Below are 15842 nucleotides of genomic sequence, written 5' to 3'. Positions count from 1 at the left end.
GTTGTAAAACTTGCTCTCCTTACCCCTTCAGCGCGCCTGCGGCCATTCCGCGGACAAGCTGTTTCAACCCGAAAATCAATAACAGTAAGGATGGTAGAATGACCATGGCTGTTCCGGCAAATACCAGATTCCACGCTGTGGATTCCTGGAACTCCAGCATCGAGATTCCGATCTGTGCGGTTCTCATTTCCGGTGTGTTTGTCACCAGTAGCGGCCAGAGATACGAATTGTACATGCTAAGGAATGAATAGATTGCCAGTGTTCCAAGTGCCGGACGGGACAAAGGCAAGACATGCGATATGAAATAGCGAATATGACCACAACCGTCGATCCTCGCCGCCTCGAACAATTCCTTGGGTAGTTGCATGAAGAACTGTCTTAGCAGGAATGTACCAAACGCCGTTGCCAGAAACGGCACGGTAAGCCCCTGGTAACTATCCAGCCAACCCCAGCTGCGAACTGTCAGGTAATTTGGGATCATCGTCACTTCCCATGGAATCATCATCGTTGCGACAAACATGCTGAAGATGACGTTTTTGCCTTTGAACTGCATTTTTGCAAAAGCATAGGCTGCCATACTCGCTGTAATCAATTGACCAAGCGTTGTCAGTCCTGCGACAAGAAAGGTATTGCCGATAAATCGGCCGATCGGAACAATATCAAATACTTCGCTAAAGTTGGACAGATCGATTGAATTTGGAATGATATGCGGCGGATAAGCACTCGCATCTTCCGGCGTCATGACGGCCATGAAAAAGGTGTACATCACCGGATACAGCACAAGCGCTGCACAGATCGTCAGTAATACATACAACAGCGTTTTGGTCCATGTCGCACTCATTGGTAATGCACTTTCCTTTCTACCCATTTGAACTGGATCAGGGTCAGCAACATAATCACCACGAACAGGATCAGTGCCTGTGCACTACCTGTACCAAAGCGGAAATTAACAAAGGCTTCCTGATAGATGGAATATACAAAAACATTTGTACTGTCCATCGGACCACCCCGGGTTAGAATGTTGATCTGACCGAACGATTGAAAAGCACCAATGATCGATACAACGGTGACAAAGAATAACGTTGGTGACAATAGCGGCATCGAAATTTTGCGAAACGTCAGCAATGGTCCTGCACCGTCAATCTTGGCGCTCTCGTAGATCTCATCCGGGATACCCGCTAGACCACTGGATAGAATAATGTAGTTGAATCCAAGATTCATCCAGATCGTCATGATGGAGATCGAGATCAATGCCCAATCCGGGCTGGTGAGCCAGGGAATTGGATCCATACCTACTTTGCCAAGCAGATAATTCAGCATGCCCAGGGTCGGGTGGAATAGAAACTTCCAGATCACCGCTGACGAACCAACGGATAACACCACAGGCAGAGAGAATACAAATTGGAACACACGCATTCCCTTGAACCGGTTGTGAGTCAGTGCAGCCAGAATCAGAGCAGCCAGCATACCCGTAGGCACTGTAAACAGGACAAATAGTAACGTCACTTTCATCCCTTGCATGAACAGTCCTGATTGGAACACAGCCTTGAAGTTATCCAGTCCTACATAAGCTGCAATCTGTCCCGTCGGATCTGTGGAATGCAGACTGAGGTACACGGACTTAAACATCGGGTAAAACAGAAACACTGCAAACAAAAGCAGCGATGGTGCCAGGAAACCATAGGCCAGCAGATTCTCCCGCATTCGCTGCACACGCAGCGAGGCTGTCCGGCGCGCACTCGTACCGGATACGCGCCGTTTGGCGGCGGGCAAGCTGATCCGGTTATCAAGCTCACTCATCGGATTTTCTTCCCCCTTGTTTCACGCATTCAGTGTGTGTGAAATGTTACATCCACTTCAGCACCACGTTATCTAGTGTAAGAGTCGAATGTCACAGCAAGATTCATTCTGAATCAACGTAACGTTAATCATGGACAAGGGACTTTACGCAAATGTGTATCTATTCGAAAGCGGTATCCATACCGGATTTCATGACAAAAAACCGCAGGAACTCCCCTGTTTGGAGATATCCCTGCGGTTTGATGTGTAAATGGAATATGAACGTTTGTCTATTAATAAAAGCGACTCATTTTACAATAATCTGTAAATCTTCCAAACAAGGTGAAGCGATTAACCGTTCGAGTTAACGATTAAGATGATATGGCACCGTGGTGACAATCACGTCTTTGTAATTGATCAGATAGGCTCGGATCATGAAGCTGGTCTGGTTGTGCAGTACATTTTGCCACCAATGCTTGGTGATGAATTGCGGAATCAATATGGTGATGTGATCGGTCTCAGCCGTTTTCCACTCTACTGTATCAATGAATTTCTTCAGCGGCCCCATAATGCTACGGTATCTCGATTTGATCACGACCAGACGAACACCTGGATTCCATTCTTCCCACTTCTGCTCCATCTTGCGTATGGCCTCATCATCGAAGCCAATGTACAGCGCGACCACATGATCCGACATCGTCTGGGCGTAACTGATCGTATTCATAACGACCCGGGTAATGCCCGCAACAGGAATGACTATCGTATTGCCTTTTTTGGCTGGCTTATCGACCTGAATATCAATCCGCAGCTCATCTGCAATGTTACAATAATGACGGTGAATACGCATGAACACATAAACAACGAGCGGCAAAAAGATAAAGATGACCCATGTCTGTGTGAACTTGGTGAAAATAAAGATCAGGGTAATCGATAATGTGGTCAGCATACCGACGGTATTGACCAGCAACTTCATCTGCCAGCCAGACGGCTTGACTTTGATCCAGCGAATCATCATACCGAGCTGTGACAGGGTAAATGGAATGAACACCCCTACCGCATAGAGCGGAATCAGGCTTTCCGTATTCCCTTTGAACCCGACCACCAGCAGCGCAGACATCACACTGAGGAAAATGATCCCGTTTGAGAAACCAAGGCGGTCTCCTCTGACCATAAATGCATGCGGCATGTATTTATCCTTTGCCATCATGAAGGATAACAGCGGAAAAGCCGAATAAGCTGTGTTGGCTGCGAGGAACAGGATCAGTGCCGTTACACCTTGGATGATAAAATACATCGTGCCCCTGCCAAACGTCGCTTCAGCAATCTGGGAAATGACCGTTGCTTTGGGATCAGGCTTCACTCCGTACCCATAAGCCAGTAAGGTGATACCGATGAACATGGCTCCCAATATACAACCCATGAGCAGTAATGTACCCGCGGCATTTTTCTCAGCAGGCTGCTTGAAGTTCGGGATTGCGTTACTTACCGCTTCCACGCCAGTCAAGGCCGAACAACCGGAGCTGAATGCTTTTAATAACAGAAACATACTCACATGGGATAGACTAGTTCCGAATTCTGGTGCAGCTGCTTCCATCCCCCCGGCAAGAAATTTGATTCCGCCCGAGATAATCAGAACCGCAATCGAAAAGATAAACAGATAAATGGGGATCGCCAGCACAGACGCTGACTCCGTCACTCCCCGCAAATTCATAATGGTTAGAAAAACAATCATAATCAGAGCAATCACAACACTGTAGTCATGTAGCATAGGAAAAGCCGACGTAATCGCATCCGTCCCTGCCGACGAACTTACCGCAACGGTCAAAATATAATCGACCAGCAGAGATCCTCCGGCAATCAGACTGGATGTTGTACCCAGATTATCCTTAGCTACGATATAAGCGCCGCCCCCTGTTGGATAAGCAAATATCGTCTGGCGATAGGAAAAAATTAAAATGACGAGTAATCCCAGCACGGCGATGGAAATCGGAACAGAGTACCACAGGGCGGCGAATCCGGCCGCAACGAGCACCAGCAAAATCTGTTCCGTACCGTAGGCAACGGACGATAGGGCATCCGAGGACAGGATGGCGAGTGCCTTCCATTTCCCCAATTTTTCTCCATCCAGTTCAGCCGATTTCATTGGCTTGCCTATTAAGATTCTCTTCATTTTGCCAAGCATGATCATAACTTCCTTCCGTCTCTCATCTGTGAAGCATTGTTATTATGCAAAATCGCAGAGCCGTTGACAATACGTCATTTCACCCGAATTTCGCCAGCGCGTGATAATGCATTCTACGATTCAATAATCGATAACAAAGCCATTCTTGTTCAGCAATTTGAACTTTTTTGAACCAAAATGACGATTGTTCGTCAAAAAAAAGGAAATGGCCTTTGGTTCATTGAACCAAAGACCATTTCCTTGATCTATGCGTTGACTATTTTATCTGCCCAGAATTCCGGGACGAGGGGTAACACCAAACGCTTGCGCCAGTGTGGTCAGCTGTTCATCCGTGATTCTCTGCCGGATCTCGTGACCGGCAACCAGCATATATACTTGGGCTGCCTTCTCGATGGTCTCAATCAGACCAAATGCCTCATCAATCGTTGTACCTGTTCCAAAGATGCCATGTTGCGGCCAGATGACCGCGTGGTATTCTTTCATTTTCTCAGCCGTTTCGCGGCCAATCTCGTTTGATCCAGGAATCATCCATGGAATAATACCGATCCCATCCGGGAATACAACCACACACTCCGTGCACATCTGCCACAGCGTCTTCGTGAATTTAGCTTCATCCAATTCGTGGATAAACGTCATAGCCAATACATGAGTGGCATGGTTGTGCATGACAACCCGGTGGTTCGGGTCCAATTTCAAACGTTCGATATGGCTCATGAAATGTGTAGGCAACTCACTCGTTGGCTTCGCCCCCGACTTCAATCCCCAGAGCACTTCCAGCTCCTGTCCATCCTGCGATACACGCAGCAACCCCAGATTACTCTCCGGATCAGCGAGTACATTTTTGAAATATTTGCCCGATGCGGTCACGATAAAATACTTGCCTGCCAGCTCCTGCACCGAAAATGCCGGTTTGATCTTGCGTATCACATGATGGATATCGATATATTGGGCTACTTCCTCTTCCTCCAGCAGATAGCTGACATTACCGCCATTACGCTCATCCCAGCCATTTTTCCACATATGTTGTGTAATCTCAGCCATCTCACGGACAAATGGAATATGGAAACCTGCAGCCTGCGTTGTTTCATTGGTAAGGGTCACGTTCATGATCAATCTCTCCTTATATTGAAAATCAAATGGCTTGCCTCGTACATAGTAAGTTCCTTATTTCACATTCATTATACCTTTGTTTATCTTTGATAGTCAATAACAAACACAGAAATATACTTTTGATTGTTTTTGTTTAGTTTTGTTTATTTGAAAATAAAACAAAAAAATACCCCGCCGGCGCCCGGCGGGGTCAGTCACACATCTATTTAACACGAGAAGGGGTTTACAAGACTTATCTTACCTCTGCTACCTTAATAGAAGCTGAAAGCGAAATAAAAAAAGCATGAAAACATATATTCCCTTCGGACAGAAGATTCAGTTCCTCCTTTTCATTCAGTACATATATCTCTCTGTCCAAACGCTTTCGTCAATTCTAACATATGCTATTCTAGCTTTTCTCAGGAAAAGACATTCATAAAAAAAAGGAGATGAACCTATGGCAGTCCTTTCTACAGGCCCGATCGAGAACAACCTCTCCGGTGGCAGCAGACCTACACAACAAGTCACTATCAAAATGGTCAACACCGATTCCATCAATACGTCCAATGTACTCATTGAAGGTTATTTCCTGAATGGAACGAGGACCTTATATGTGCTGCAATCCGTTAATCTGACCCCCGGGCAAGTCTTCTCTCAAACCTACTATGCCAACCTAGATGGATACGAATATGTATTCACAACAGGTGGAGGCGCAGCTGCATCAACTGAAATTTCAGTGTGGGGAAAAGACAGCACTGGGCAAATCGTCACCGCACATCGTATTGTTTCGAATGAACTAACTCTATAAAAAAAGGGGAGGAAATCAGATGGCCACAATCTCATCCGGGCCCATTGAGAACAATCTGGTATCCGGATCAAGACTCACCCAATCGGTTACTGTCAAGATTGATAACGAAGATCCAGTCAACGCCTCAACTGTTCTTATCGAAGGATATGTGCTAAACGGAACGCGGACCTTGTATGTACTGGAATCCATCTCGCTTGCGCCCAATGAAGTCTTCACCAAGAGTTATTATGCAGACTTGGATGGCTTCGAATTTATTTTCACTACCAGTGGCTTGGCGGAGAGCTTAACCGACGTTTCCATGTGGGGCAAAAATGCCACAGGACAATTGGTCGCTGCCCATCGACTGGTAACTTCTGAATTGCTGGGTGCCGAAGGTGGCACTCCCGACTTCGAGTGGGGACAGACGATCTACTGGGCTGACTCCAGCGCTCCAGGACCAGGTACCGGATCACCCTTTGATCCATTCAACTCCCTACAGGCTGCTATCGACGCAGCCACGAACAGCCCTCTTGCGGTTACTTTTGGCATGAGAGCCCGGTTGATTATTCTTATTGCCGGCAATTCATCCTTCAATGAAGACATTGTTATTCCTCCTGCAAGACATGTGCAAATTCTGGGAATTGGCCCTTGGCAACTCGGAAATTCGGATCTGGCCAACTTCGCTTCTTCCATTCCCCGGAATGTCACGATCCAGACAAGTCAGGCTGCAGAAGATGTCTATCTGGTTCAAGGACCTGCATTTGATGCTCGTCCTGTTACGGTTATAGGAACGTTTAATGACGGCACGTCCGTCAGTACGCATACCAACTACACGGACGGCGCCATTATAAGCGGTGACGTCACTTTTCAGAACGTGGCTGTGGGTGACCCGTTCACGACCATTGAATTTCAACTGCTCAATGCCAGAGTCGTAGGAAATATTGTACAATCGGGTCATATGGGTAATCTGAATGCATACCTGTATCACAGTCGCATCAACACCATGGTTCATAACGGTTTGAATATTCAAAGGATGGTAGATAGTACTTCAGACAGCACCATTAATGTAAGAGGATACTCACACATTACCAATTCCACGATCAGTGGCAATGTGACCGTCACACTCGCCTTAAGTGATGTCCCTCCAACAGGCATATTTAGTAGTCAGTTTGCTACGATCACCTGGACAGGACCTTTAACGCTGGATGCCGCCTCCAACTATTATTTTGTTAACAGCGGATCTATACTTGTGGGAACCAAAACCGTATTATTCAGTATCGCCTAACACGCAATCCCTGTCCTTCATTGGTCGGGGGTTTCTTATTTTCGCAGCACATATGATGGATGCATCTTTCCTGTTGGTTCATAACGTTCATCACCTGTATACTCAAATCCCAGCTTGATCAAGATGTGACGTGACACTTCATTATCCGGATGATGCCCGGCAAACAGTGCCTTCACATTCATTTTGTCAAAGGCATAACCAATTACCGCCCGCGCCGCTTCCTGGGCATACCCTTTGCCCCAGTGATCCCGGGTTAGATGGAATCCCAGTTCATACATATCCTCTTCTGAAGAATACGGACGCAGGCCACAACAGCCCACAAACACCTCGGACTCTTTCTCAAAAAGGGGCCAATATTGCACACCCGCTTCCTTCTGCCTTTGAATCTCCTGTGTTAATCTCGCTTCTACTTCATCCTCGCTCAGAAATCCCTTGCTGCTAATCCATTTGGCAACCTCATGATCGCCCCACAATGCAAACGCCAGCGCACGATCTCCTTCGTTCCAAGTCGCACATTCCAACCGTTCCGTTTCAAATAAGATTGTTCTATTCATCATCCACTAACCTCCTGTATGCCAACACCAATCTGCGTGCAGCTTATACCTTAAATTAATCGAATGACCGTCAGGATAAACAACATTTATAATCTGTGTACATGTTCATCCCTTGTAATAACACTTATAATTGCTTAGCCAATTTCTCAAATTGATTGATGTGAGGCTTGATCTCTTTCTCTACACTTTTTATAAAAGAGCTGAATTGCTTGGAAATATACTCTTCTCCAACACCAATATGTTTATATACTTTTCCCTTTTTATATGTAAATGAGAATATATAACCACTCTTCAAATCATTCCAAATGTCTCCGGCATACCCTAAGATTTCAAATCTCAATTTCGAATCTTTGTAAAGAAACGAATATGGCGGATCATATTCCCCATTTCGTACATCATAGCCTGCAATCCACTGATCTTTTGCAAATGTCCCTGTTTGGATTCGCGATTCCAGCATATATCCAGTCAAAGCTATTTCGTTAACATGAAGTTTACCTTTACCATCTTTCTTGTCATTCTTCCAGTTCCCATCATACTTGGACTCTGTAATACTGTCCTCTCCGCGTGTTATAACTTTATATACGCCGTGTCCCGAACGTTTTCCCTGTGCCCAGCTTCCTTTGTAGGTTTTGGTTTTCCCCCAGGTCATGGTTCCATTCCCGTGAGGTTTTCCATTTTTGGTCTCTCCATAATATGTAGCCCCATTGCCATACTCCAGAGTAGTCTTTTCATTCGCCGCCTGAGCAACATGTGGTGACAGGATTGCAGACAATCCTAAGGTTATCCCCAAAATACAGATGAACATCTTTCTAAACATCAAATCTCCCTTTCTCTCGCTGTATAAGAAATTCATTCTTATAACAACCTATTAATCAAATAATAAGACTCTAGTATAATATCACTTTCAATCCAGAAGGTTCCACATAAAAAAAAGAAAAACCCCTGCCGACAAGATGTCCGACAGAGGCCGTTCCAATTCAGTTCACACCAATTACAAATCTGCTACGGCGAATTGAATTGTTCCGGAAGCTGCGCCTCCAAGGTTAGCTAACAAGGCAAACACCAGAACTCCACCTGAAGAAATGGTAAGGCTGCTGTTTACAGGAACAACGTAAGTGACTACTGGTGCATTAACACGTGTGATCACGAGAGATACCGGAAAAGGTCCAAAGTTGTTCACTGTAGCGCTGGCATTTGTGCCTCCAGCCAAATTTTCGTAGTAGGACTTGCCTACTCCGGCAGGAAGGTTGTAATTTTGTATCGGTAAAAGGATGGCCATTGAAATCACCTCCTTTTTGCTTTGATACGGTATTCTATGCTTGAAATCTATTAAAGCAACGGTGAATTACCAGGGTCATAATGTCCAATTTTGATAGACTTCATAGATTGATAGACGAATGTACGCAAAAAAGCCCCACCGGACCATCCGGTGGAGCCAATTAAGCTTACTTTAGTTTAATTACGCATACAGCATGAAAAAGTTCAGTTCATGGCCCTGCTGCTTGAGATAGTTATACAGCTGCGAACGGTGATGGAATACATGCGTTACGGTTTCAATCTGCCATTGAACCTGCAAGTGACCATGTTCCATATAAAAAGCTTTTGTTGAACGATTCAAAAAGTCGTCTTCGCTCAATCCTTTGATATAAGCTTTGTAGGATTCGAAATTGCTCCATAATGTTGCTTCAAGCTTCTCGATATCCTCAATCCCCGACAGGCTATTCTCCACCAGCCCAACCTCAGCTTCACCTTTTTCCTGCATAATGGCAAGATCCGATGCCGTGATTTGGATAAAGTGATGCACTAGCTCCACCAATGAACGCATATTCTCCTGTGGACGATACGACCAATCCTCCGAACGGATCAAGCGAATTAACGAAGCCCCCGTCCGTACGCCTGTTTCCAATTCATTTAACAAGTGATCCCGAATCTGCAATGTTCCATTCATATATGATGTCTCCCTTATCTTTTATTCTCACGACTTCAGTATAACCGAAGGTGCTGCAGATCTATTGTACAAATCGGACAACATTCTGCCATGCTCCCTGGCTGCCGTCAACGGAGTCTCTCCATAAAACTTGCGAAATTGCCGAATTAGATGGGCTTGGTCAAAAAATCCATGATTCTGGGCAAGCATTGCCCAGTCTGCCGTGTTCCCTTGATGAATATCACTCAACACACGATGAAAACGAACCACCTCACTGAACCGTTTGGGACTGATTCCGACCCACTCCGAGAACTTTCGATGCAGCTGCCGCTCACTGATCACTTCACGCATCGCCAGCTCTTGGACACTCATACGTCCCCCATCGATAAAGATGCGGTGCAGCACGTTTTTCATCACATTGTTCTCCGATGTGCTTGCCTGCACGGGCAACGGACTCAAGTACGCATTCATAACCTCTACTCGCTCTGCAAAATGATTCGTTTCGGCCATCCGTTCCTGAAGCCCGTTCAGCTTCTCCGGCCAACATTCCTGAAGTGCAATTCGCTTATCCGTAAACCACTCCAGAGGCATGCCATGGAAGACATGCGCTCCACCCGGGAAGAACCGGACACCAAAGGTGTAGTCTCCAGCAGGGGAACCATCATCGGCTGGCTCAGGTACAGCGAATGGCTGTGTATAATTGCCACAGTAAGCATAGGAGTGCTTTGAACAGACCGGGTCGTATGTAATCAGCATGTCCGTGCAACCATCCGGTAATACCCGGGCAGGTACCGTCGTCATCGATCGCTCTGGACCTTCTCTCTTAGCAACATCCGCATGTGTGTTCGGAAGAGATCCTGATTCCCAATAACAGGCCACATAAGCCATCAGACCAGTAGCAGGTACTTTCTCAACATAATAACTGTTAGGGTACGTTCCATTCATCTGAATAGGCTTAAACAACGGGTGCAAACTGTGATCCACAATTCCATCCTCCGGTCACTAGAGTTGGTTACACATTATGTATTCATCTATCATACCACCAACCGCAGAAATGAAGAAAAAAAGTGCCCTACCGGAGGACAATCCGATAGGGCCAGTCACACATCTATTTAACACGAGAAGGGGTTTACAAGACTTATCTTACCTTCCCAACCTTAATGGAAACTGAAATTGGGATGAAAAGAACATCAATTTTTCTTATAGTGAGTGTTCAAAAAGACCGTTTTTGACAACCTCTTAAAGTGTCTTGATCAGTATGGACGCAATTAACACGGATGCTGTTGTGACCGTTGTGAATCCACCTACCAGCATTGGCGTTAAAATCTCATCGAGGATGGCTTTGCGTTCATTTTCATCACGTCCAACTGAACGGCTTACTTCCTCACAGATAATGTAGTCCCCCGGAAAACCGAATAGTGCAGTCAGTGCCACAGGCAGACCTTTAAGCGGGTCCCATTTGAACAGCTTGGAGCCAACAAATCCACCGATCAGCACCCCAATCACACCGATTGCGATAATGAACAACACTGGAATAATGGAACTAACCACCGCATCAAAAGTGATCGACTCCATACTTGTCATAACGACTACGATCAGACCTATCATGGCAATTCCCGATGTACTTGCTTTATCCAGAATACGAGATGGGAACAGTCCGATCAGATGTCCGAGAACCCCCAGCAACAGAGCCCAGATACTGTAGCTAAGTCCGGTTACATTACCTAGATAAATGGAGAGACTACCCATAATGAACAAGAGCAACAGCAGAATAGGTGCGGTCTGGAATCGCTGCGGAAGGAATGTTTTGGCATTCGCTTCTTTAATGTTCACATGGCCTTCCCCTGCAACCTTGTTCTCAAAAGCGCCCTGCTTCTGCAGTTTCAACGCATATCTGCGCAACATATTGGTTGCAATCGGCATCCCCACGAGGGAATGAATACCCAGAATAACAGCCGGAATTGTAATCAGATGACCCAGATTCATCTCCTGCAACTTCGTGGTTGTGATCAGATAAGAGATAATGCCACCAACAACCGGACTTGATCCGGCAACAGCCGTAGGATAACCATAGAACGGTGATACGATTAACAGGATAAGACCTGTCGCCGTGAGTGATGCGAACAATGAGATCAGTATTGCTTTATATTGGGAACGTATTAATTTCAGCGGTATTAATGTCCCCATGTGTACAATCAGCGGAGCCACCATGAGAGCCCCGAACGCCGTCAGAGCAGAGCTGGATACCACTCCTTTAGGAAATAACCCCGCCCAGTTCAGCAGCAAATATCCGATCAGAATAACAAGCAAGGAAGGAATTCGCGCTTTGGACCAGATCGAAACCAGTTCCCCTATAGCTAAAATAACAAGCAATACTGTGGCGATATATATCGGTTGACTAAACATGGTGGCTTCTCCCCATTCTCTATGTTGTCAGTGCAGTTCAGTACACGTAGAACCATCTTTCTTATTTCAAGCGCTCACCCGATAAATAGACCTGTTCGATATTCTCTATGTTTTCGAGCAGTCCAATATCCGTCAACGGATTCACATTCAATACCAGCAGATCAGCAGCTTTGCCAGGCTCAATCGTACCGATCTCCGCTTCCATCTGCATCGCTCTCGCCGCATCTCTTGTTGCGGCTACGATCGCTTCCATCGGCGTAAATCCAACATCTTCAACAAGCAATCGAAGTTCGAGTGCATTCCCCCCATGCTCAACAGGTGCACACGTGCAGAAGTCTGTCCCTACTGCAATGGTTACGCCTGCCTTACGCGCGATAATCATGTTCTCAATATGCTCCTGATATACACTTTTGGCTTTGCGGATACCAAATTCGGGAACACCGTATTTATGCCCTTCTTTGATGATCCGATGTACAATGGCCAGCGTTGGAACCAGAACCGCCTTTTGATCCAGCATCATGCCAATGCCTTCTTCATCAATGTAGATCCCGTGTTCAATGGTGCGTACGCCCGCTTCCAACGCATTTTTGATCCCCTGTGCACCTTGCGCATGTGCAGCCACATAAGACTGTACCGCTTCCGCTTCATACACGATCGCCTTCAGCTCATCCATGCGGAATTGCGACCAGCGAGGGTCATCTTTCTCCGAAAGTACCCCGCCTGTGGAACACACTTTAATGAAATCCGCCCCTTCACGGAACTGCGTGCGTGTTGCCTTAATGACTTCGGGAACGCCGTCACACACGGTGAAGATATTCAGTTCCGTTGGAATCATATGGATGTCTGCATGCCCACCCGTCTGAGAGAGCATATGACGGGAAGTTTTAATCCGCGGCCCCTTCACCACACCTTCCTTGATCAGATCGCGAATGTATACAGCAACATGGCTACCGACATCCCTGACGGTTGTGAATCCTGCGTTGATCAGCTTCGGCAGATCCTGGAGTGCTCTCCCCATCTGGAGTTCATTGGCTTCCAGCGCCACCGCAGCCATATTCAGATTTTTGGCCCCGTGTACATGGACATGGGCATCGATTAATCCTGGCATCACCGTTTTGCCTGTTACATCAACAAGATCGGCATATTCCGGAATTGGAACGGTTGCTTTTGCACCCGCAGCTATGAATTTCCCGTTCTCAACCAGGACCACACTATCGGAAACAGGCTCTCCACCTTGTCCATCAATCAACAATGCACCTACAAAAGCAGTAATTTGACTCATCTGTACTCCACCTCATTTTCAGACTTGGTTGTAAGTTCAACTAAAGAATATTTACACTGACCACTCCGATGACAGAATAACCTTCCGATCGCTGTTATCCCCAGATTTTTTTTGATTCCCTTCTCCAAAGGGAAAATCCGGAGATAGCCTATGCTTCCGAAGTAGCTTTCTTGCGAAAGCTTTTAGGCGAACGCTTTGCTTCTTCACGTTATTTCTGTCCTCTCCGTTCTCGTGTAAAAAGTTAAGTTGAACTTAAATATTACGTATATCTGTTCGATTTACAGCTCTACTGTTGTACTACGATGAAATTGTATCGTGTTAAAGTTAATGACATTATATAAGTTGCAAATGTATAATGTCATTGTTGATAGCAACAGCATTCTAATATTAATTATGGTGATATACACAATATAAAATATAAATCACACAGCATAGTGAAGATCATGTTATATATGTAAGCATTTTGCCATGTGAACACAAAAGGAGTACGTTTGCTATGATTCATGAAGCGGTTCGCTCATTTATGGCTCAAGTCTTTGGGTCTGTTCCGTACGGAATTTGGATCAAGGATGAATATGATTTCCAGTGGAATAACTGGCTACGTGAAGGAGAGCTACCTGAATATACAGATCAAGAACAGATTGAGTCATCCTGGAAGATTCTCAGGTACACGTTTGTTTTTTTGTCTAACATCAACATTCGTGTGGTTATCGATACCCAGAAACAACTTACCCTGCTACAGAGTGAACGTCTGGAGTCTTTGATTCGGGAAGGACTGCTGAAGCAACAGATTGAGAAGGAACGTGCACACAATGATCGATGGTTGACCGGACTGCGGGAGCTGACCTGTTCCCTGGAGCTGAACGATTTGTTACTCAAAATCATGGAGAATGCGCTCCATGTCATCCCCTCCCTTTCCTGCGGACTGTTCATGATGGTTGATCCGGACTCTGGCAAGATGATTCCTAGAGCCAAAGTCGGTTTTCAGGATAGCGTGTATCAATATCAGGGCGAGCTGGATGAGGGCATTACGGGAAAAGTATACGAGGAAGGCATTGGCCGAATGTATAGCACACCGGATGATGCCTTTAAAGATATGGGCAATGTTAGTCAGGAGAATGCGGATATCATTGTAAGTTCACTGCCTGACGGTATTATGGCAAAAGGACTTATCGCCGTTCCCGTGACAATGAATACTCACAAAATCGGTGTAATGCTGGTATACCAATTTGAACAAAACAGACGATTTGCCCCACATGATCTGAATGTGATGCAGGGATTTGCGGATCAGGCAGCCATTGCCATCTCCAACGCCACCATGTATTCAGAACTGCTGGAAACAAACCGATATCTCGTTAGCCGAAATGAAATTCATAATCAATTCACGGCACTTTCCATTGAACATGTGAGCCTCGGACATATCATTGAGACGGTTGGGTCGATGCTGAAACTTCCCACCTATTATGTGGACATGGCGAGAAATGACTGGTACCCGCTCATCCCGGAAAGTGTCTTGCTAAGTGAGCTCGATATCTATACCGCTCTGGACAGCCAGTTTAACCCCATCACCTTATCCGGTGGAACGGATCATAGCGATTATTACCTCTATCCCATTGTGAACGGATCTCTGGTGCTTGGCTGTTTTGCCATCCAAATAGATCATCCGTTAGGTCAGTTGGATCATGTGATTTTGGAACAAGGCGGAGCTATTGTGATGCTGGAGATGGTGAATACCTACTCACTCACCGAGATGTCCTATCGGAAAAACCATGATTTCTTCAGTGATCTCGTGCAATATAGAGAACCACAGCAGTTGGAGGCACGACTTTCCAGCTTTCAGTTGCCAGCCCATCAGTCCTTGTTCGTCGCTCAATTGCAGCTCTATGGGGAACATCCCGACATGAAAACAACTGAAAATTGGGTGCGCAAGTTGATCGGATTTATCGAAAAGGAGCTGGGCACCCGCGAACATCTATTGTTCAGTGCACATCACAAAATTACGATTTTGGCTGCGGCATCCGAGCCCAAGGTCAGACACTGGATCATCAGCAGGCTGGAAACGGCTGTGGAGAAATGGACCACCTCCAAGACTCCTGCCCTATCTATCGGCATCGGTGGACTGTATCAAGGGCTTGAGTATGTGTCCAAAAGCAATGACGAGGCTACACGCTCGTTGTCCTTTCTGCTGAAACAAAACAAAGCGGGCCTGATGCTCTACGAAGAAATCGGGATCAATCGCTTGTTTCTTAACCAGGAATCTTCCGATATCGAGAACTACATTAACGAAATTCTGTCCCCTCTTCAACAGCAAAAATCAGGAGAGCTTGAACTCACACTCAAAACCTACATTGCCGCGAATCGATCTGTGCAAGCCACAGCCGAACGTCTGCATATCCATACCAATACGTTGTACCTGCGCCTGCGCAAAATAGAGGAGATTCTAGGTGTTGATCTGAACGATTCCGAGGGTTGGATGAAGGTGTATCTGGCATGTCATTTAAGCGAAGTATACTCTGTTGCTCCTACCGCGAGTGGAGCACTAAAATTGTAA

14 protein-coding genes are annotated in these 15842 nt (G+C 46.0%); 3 read left to right on the top strand and 11 right to left on the bottom strand.

All coding sequences use genetic code 11. The features are described 5' to 3' along the window. Positions 1-19 precede the first annotated feature (19 nt). The 4 genes from C161_RS06935 to rhaD form a co-directional block, all read right to left on the bottom strand. Entirely contained in the window at positions 20-841 is an 822-nt protein-coding gene (locus C161_RS06935) for a carbohydrate ABC transporter permease (RefSeq protein WP_036669010.1), read from the bottom strand. Next, on the bottom strand, positions 838-1704 hold the full coding sequence (locus C161_RS06930) for a carbohydrate ABC transporter permease (protein WP_370511427.1): 867 nt from the start codon (positions 1702-1704) through the stop codon (positions 838-840). Before C161_RS06930 ends, C161_RS06935 begins: the two co-directional genes overlap by 4 nt. Positions 1705-2143: 439 nt before the next feature. Next, positions 2144-3961 (bottom strand): APC family permease, encoded by a 1818-nt coding sequence (locus C161_RS06925; RefSeq protein ID WP_036669004.1) that lies wholly within the window; start codon positions 3959-3961, stop codon positions 2144-2146. 261 nt (positions 3962-4222) lie between these two features. Next, a complete protein-coding gene (gene rhaD, locus C161_RS06920) occupies positions 4223-5068 on the bottom strand; it encodes a rhamnulose-1-phosphate aldolase (protein ID WP_036669001.1) in 846 nt (281 codons plus the stop codon). Between the two features lie 439 nt (positions 5069-5507). On the opposite strand from rhaD, the gene C161_RS06915 reads away from it, so the two are divergent. Both C161_RS06915 and C161_RS32925 read left to right on the top strand, forming a co-directional pair. Continuing rightward, positions 5508-5858 carry a hypothetical protein gene (locus C161_RS06915; protein ID WP_036668998.1) on the top strand — a complete coding sequence of 117 codons (351 nt, stop codon included), beginning with the start codon at positions 5508-5510 and terminating at the stop codon, positions 5856-5858. 19 nt (positions 5859-5877) lie between these two features. Next, positions 5878-7122, top strand: coding sequence for a hypothetical protein (locus C161_RS32925; RefSeq protein ID WP_076319090.1), 1245 nt, complete (start codon positions 5878-5880; stop codon positions 7120-7122). Between the two features lie 35 nt (positions 7123-7157). Here C161_RS32925 and C161_RS06905 read toward each other — a convergent pair whose 3' ends face one another. From C161_RS06905 to C161_RS06875, 7 genes are all read right to left on the bottom strand, one after another. Then, positions 7158-7679 carry a GNAT family N-acetyltransferase gene (locus C161_RS06905; RefSeq protein ID WP_081745950.1) on the bottom strand — a complete coding sequence of 174 codons (522 nt, stop codon included), beginning with the start codon at positions 7677-7679 and terminating at the stop codon, positions 7158-7160. 121 nt (positions 7680-7800) lie between these two features. Continuing rightward, entirely contained in the window at positions 7801-8493 is a 693-nt protein-coding gene (locus C161_RS06900; protein ID WP_036668996.1) for a hypothetical protein, read from the bottom strand. A gap of 174 nt (positions 8494-8667) precedes the next feature. After that, positions 8668-8955: a hypothetical protein gene (locus C161_RS06895; RefSeq protein WP_036668993.1), complete on the bottom strand. Its 288-nt coding sequence runs from the start codon at positions 8953-8955 to the stop codon at positions 8668-8670. A gap of 180 nt (positions 8956-9135) precedes the next feature. Beyond that, on the bottom strand, positions 9136-9624 hold the full coding sequence (locus tag C161_RS06890; RefSeq protein WP_036668991.1) for a DinB family protein: 489 nt from the start codon (positions 9622-9624) through the stop codon (positions 9136-9138). 27 nt (positions 9625-9651) lie between these two features. Next, positions 9652-10587, bottom strand: coding sequence for a helix-turn-helix domain-containing protein (locus C161_RS06885; protein ID WP_036668989.1), 936 nt, complete (start codon positions 10585-10587; stop codon positions 9652-9654). A 255-nt stretch (positions 10588-10842) separates the two neighbouring features. Further along, positions 10843-12009 carry a hypothetical protein gene (locus C161_RS06880; protein ID WP_036668987.1) on the bottom strand — a complete coding sequence of 389 codons (1167 nt, stop codon included), beginning with the start codon at positions 12007-12009 and terminating at the stop codon, positions 10843-10845. Between the two features lie 61 nt (positions 12010-12070). Continuing rightward, entirely contained in the window at positions 12071-13291 is a 1221-nt protein-coding gene (locus C161_RS06875; RefSeq protein ID WP_036668985.1) for a metal-dependent hydrolase family protein, read from the bottom strand. 496 nt (positions 13292-13787) lie between these two features. Here C161_RS06875 and C161_RS06870 point away from each other — a divergent pair, with 496 nt between their 5' ends. After that, on the top strand, positions 13788-15842 hold the full coding sequence (locus C161_RS06870) for a helix-turn-helix domain-containing protein (protein ID WP_036668983.1): 2055 nt from the start codon (positions 13788-13790) through the stop codon (positions 15840-15842).

It is taken from the genome of Paenibacillus sp. FSL R5-192, from assembly GCF_000517845.1.
GTDB classification, from domain to species: Bacteria; Bacillota; Bacilli; order Paenibacillales; family Paenibacillaceae; genus Paenibacillus; species Paenibacillus amylolyticus.
Note: the sequence above shows the minus strand (reverse complement) of the source record. Positions and strands in the feature narration are given on the sequence as shown.

Excerpts from the sequence above, each read along its gene's own strand:
- C161_RS06895 (WP_036668993.1), bottom strand. The coding sequence starts at position 8,955 with ATGGCCATCCTTTTACCGATACAAAATTACAACCTTCCTGCCGGAGTA.
- rhaD (WP_036669001.1), bottom strand. The coding sequence starts at position 5,068 with ATGAACGTGACCCTTACCAATGAAACAACGCAGGCTGCAGGTTTCCAT.
- C161_RS06870 (WP_036668983.1), top strand. The coding sequence starts at position 13,788 with ATGATTCATGAAGCGGTTCGCTCATTTATGGCTCAAGTCTTTGGGTCT.
- C161_RS06925 (WP_036669004.1), bottom strand. The coding sequence starts at position 3,961 with ATGCTTGGCAAAATGAAGAGAATCTTAATAGGCAAGCCAATGAAATCG.
- C161_RS06875 (WP_036668985.1), bottom strand. The coding sequence starts at position 13,291 with ATGAGTCAAATTACTGCTTTTGTAGGTGCATTGTTGATTGATGGACAA.
- C161_RS06930 (WP_370511427.1), bottom strand. The coding sequence starts at position 1,704 with ATGCGGGAGAATCTGCTGGCCTATGGTTTCCTGGCACCATCGCTGCTT.
- C161_RS32925 (WP_076319090.1), top strand. The coding sequence starts at position 5,878 with ATGGCCACAATCTCATCCGGGCCCATTGAGAACAATCTGGTATCCGGA.
- C161_RS06900 (WP_036668996.1), bottom strand. The coding sequence starts at position 8,493 with ATGTTTAGAAAGATGTTCATCTGTATTTTGGGGATAACCTTAGGATTG.
- C161_RS06905 (WP_081745950.1), bottom strand. The coding sequence starts at position 7,679 with ATGATGAATAGAACAATCTTATTTGAAACGGAACGGTTGGAATGTGCG.
- C161_RS06880 (WP_036668987.1), bottom strand. The coding sequence starts at position 12,009 with ATGTTTAGTCAACCGATATATATCGCCACAGTATTGCTTGTTATTTTA.
- C161_RS06915 (WP_036668998.1), top strand. The coding sequence starts at position 5,508 with ATGGCAGTCCTTTCTACAGGCCCGATCGAGAACAACCTCTCCGGTGGC.
- C161_RS06890 (WP_036668991.1), bottom strand. The coding sequence starts at position 9,624 with ATGAATGGAACATTGCAGATTCGGGATCACTTGTTAAATGAATTGGAA.
- C161_RS06935 (WP_036669010.1), bottom strand. The coding sequence starts at position 841 with ATGAGTGCGACATGGACCAAAACGCTGTTGTATGTATTACTGACGATC.